The 2,579-nt window shown below is 73.7% G+C and carries 2 protein-coding genes; both read right to left on the reverse strand.

The features are described 5' to 3' along the window. On the reverse strand, positions 1–2,105 hold a 2,105-nt coding region (gene eccCa / locus MR1_RS18930; protein ID WP_157518403.1), incomplete at its 3' end, for a type VII secretion protein EccCa. Next, a partial coding sequence (locus tag MR1_RS18935; RefSeq protein ID WP_157518405.1) for an FHA domain-containing protein occupies positions 2,102–2,579 on the reverse strand: 478 nt, incomplete at its 5' end. The genes eccCa and MR1_RS18935, both read right to left, overlap by 4 nt.

A 2,579-nucleotide genomic window follows, 5' to 3' on the forward strand; every position in this document is an offset into this window, starting at 1 on the left:
CGGCGGCTTCCCGGAGTCGCGCGGCGGCGCCGTGGCGGCGGGCCGGAGACGTAGGCCGCGCGGAACCGGGTCATCGACTCGGTGTCGGACTTGAGGAATCCCACGCCGGGCTGGGGCGGCAGGTGATAGGCGTCGGGGACGCCGAGGACGGCACGGGACTCGGAGGCGGAGAACGTGCGCAGGCCGATCCGGTACGACAGGTGCGAGTCGAGACCGCGGAGCTTGCCCTCCTCCAGACGCTGCGAGCTCAGGAGCAGGTGCACCTGCAACGACCGGCCCAGGCGTCCGATGTTCACGAACGTCTCCACGAACTCCGGCTTCGCGGCCAGGAGCTCCGAGAACTCGTCCGCGACGATGAGCAGCGCCGGCAGCGGCGCGAGATCCGTGCGCCCCGCACGGCGCGCCTTCTCGTAGTCGGCCACGTTCGCGAAGGGACCGGTGGCGCGCAGCAGCTCCTGGCGGCGGACCATCTCGCCCTGCAGGGCGTCCTGCATGCGATCGACCAGCGAGATCTCCTCGCCGAGGTTGGTGATGATCGCCGACACGTGCGGCATGCCCGCCATGCCCGCGAAGGTCGCCCCGCCCTTGAAGTCGACGAGCACGAAGTTCAGCTGCTCCGGCGAGTGGGTCAGCGCCAGTGCCAGCACGAGAGTCCGCAGGACCTCGGACTTGCCGGATCCCGTGGCGCCGATGATGAGGCCGTGCGGCCCCATGCCCTGCTGGGCGGACTCCTTGATGTCGAGGATCAGCGGCGTGCCGTCGTCGGCCTGGCCGATCGGCACGCGCAGGCGGTCGCGCTCCAGGCGGCCCGCCCACGCGGCGTCGAAGTCGATGTCCCGGACGTCGGGGAGACCGAGCAGGTCGACCAGCTCCGCCTGTCCCCGCGGGGTCGCCGACGCCTCCGCCGGGGAGTCCGAGGCGGCCTGCTGCACGGAGATGAGCCGGCGCGCTGTCGCCTCGGCCTCCACGATGCTGATCGCATCCGGCACGAACTCCCGCGCGGGCACCTGCCTGCTGACGAGCTCGGCGGCGCCGCCGGCGCCGGCGGCGAGCGCGACGCGCAGCGTGTTGTCGTCGTCCAGCTCGTCCCAGCTGTGGGGCAGATCGATGACGGTCACTCCGGTGACGCCGTCCGGGCTCAGCAGCGCGCCGGTCGCCGGCACGCCGTCCGTGAGGACGATGACATGCGGCAGGGCCGGGGCGCCGGCGCTGCGCGTGAAGCGGGAGCGCTCACGGACCTCCGGGGAGAGCATCGCCTCCAGCTCCGCCAGGTCCGACCCGATCATCCGCGCTGCGCCCAGGGCGTCGCGGACCGTGCGCGAGTGCGTCTGCGGCAGCCACTTCGCCCACTCCCACTGCGGCAGGACCCCCGGCTCGGCGGCGATGACGATCTGCAGGTTCTCGGGGTCGTGGAGGGTGGCGGCGTGCAGGAGCATCGCCCGCGCGAGGCCCCGCGCCTCCTCCTCGTCGCCGGTGATCTCGACGCGCGCGTAGTCGCCGAGCGTGACGCCGAGCGGCAGCTGCTTCTGCGTCTCGTGCGTCAGCATGAACCGGTGCGCGGCGGAGGCGGCGACCGGATCGAGCTGCGCGAGCGGGGGCAGCTCCGGCGCCTCCAGCGTGATGCACAGCGGCTGATCGCTGATCCCCACGCGCACCGAGAGGAAGTCGGGATCGGTCGGGGCGCGCTCGCCCACGCGGGTGCGCTCCTCGGCGATGTACGGCAGGGCCGAGGGGGCGGGAAGCTGCCAGTTCGCGCCCCGGCGCTGTTGGTGGGCCGCCACCCGGATCGAGGTGCGGAGCTCGGTGAGATAGGCCAGGTACTCCCGCCGCGCGGCGAGCGTCGCCGCCTGTCGCTGCGCCCGCTGCCGCCAGCCGTTGACCACGACGAAGCCCAGGGACGAGACGAGCACCATGCCGCCGATGAGGAACCCGGTGGGCCCGGCGTTGGACATGCTGACCATCACGACGGCGCCGACGCTACCGAGCATCGGCAGCATCGAGGCGAGCATGTTCGAGCCGCCCTCGCTGGGCTGCAGCTCGGGCGGCGCCTGGACGGTGAGCCGCCCCGAGGGGACGCGCGGCGGCGCGAGCCGTGGTCCGGTCATGGCTGTGCGCCCCTCTCCCGGTCGGCGGCGCGACCGCGTCGTGCGCCGCGCAGCGGCTGGTCCGCCGCGCCCTCCGCCTCGGGCATCAGCAGGTTGATCGTGAAGACCCGGTCGCCCACCCGCACCCGGTCGCCGTCGTCGAGCACGAGGCGCGTGCCCGCGGGGAGCTCGGTGCGGCCGCCCTGATCGGCGAGGATGTCGGATCCGTTGGTCGAGCCGAGGTCGGTCACCCAGGTGCGGCCGCGCGAGTGCTCCAGGCGGAGGTGGCTCTTGGACACCGTGCTGTCCGGGTCGTCGATCACGACGAGCAGATCGCCGGGCTCCGTCGGCGCCGGTCGTCGTCCGAGCGTGACGGCGGCGGGAAGGTCGATGCGCACCCGCTGCCCGGTGTCGAACACGAGGAGCAGGGCGCCCCGCGCCGGATCCGGGGAAGGGGCGGGCGTCGCCGCGACGGGCGCGGACCCGGCCGGCGAG

It is taken from the genome of Microbacterium resistens NBRC 103078 (assembly GCF_001552355.1).
Taxonomy (GTDB): Bacteria; Actinomycetota; Actinomycetes; order Actinomycetales; family Microbacteriaceae; genus Microbacterium; species Microbacterium resistens.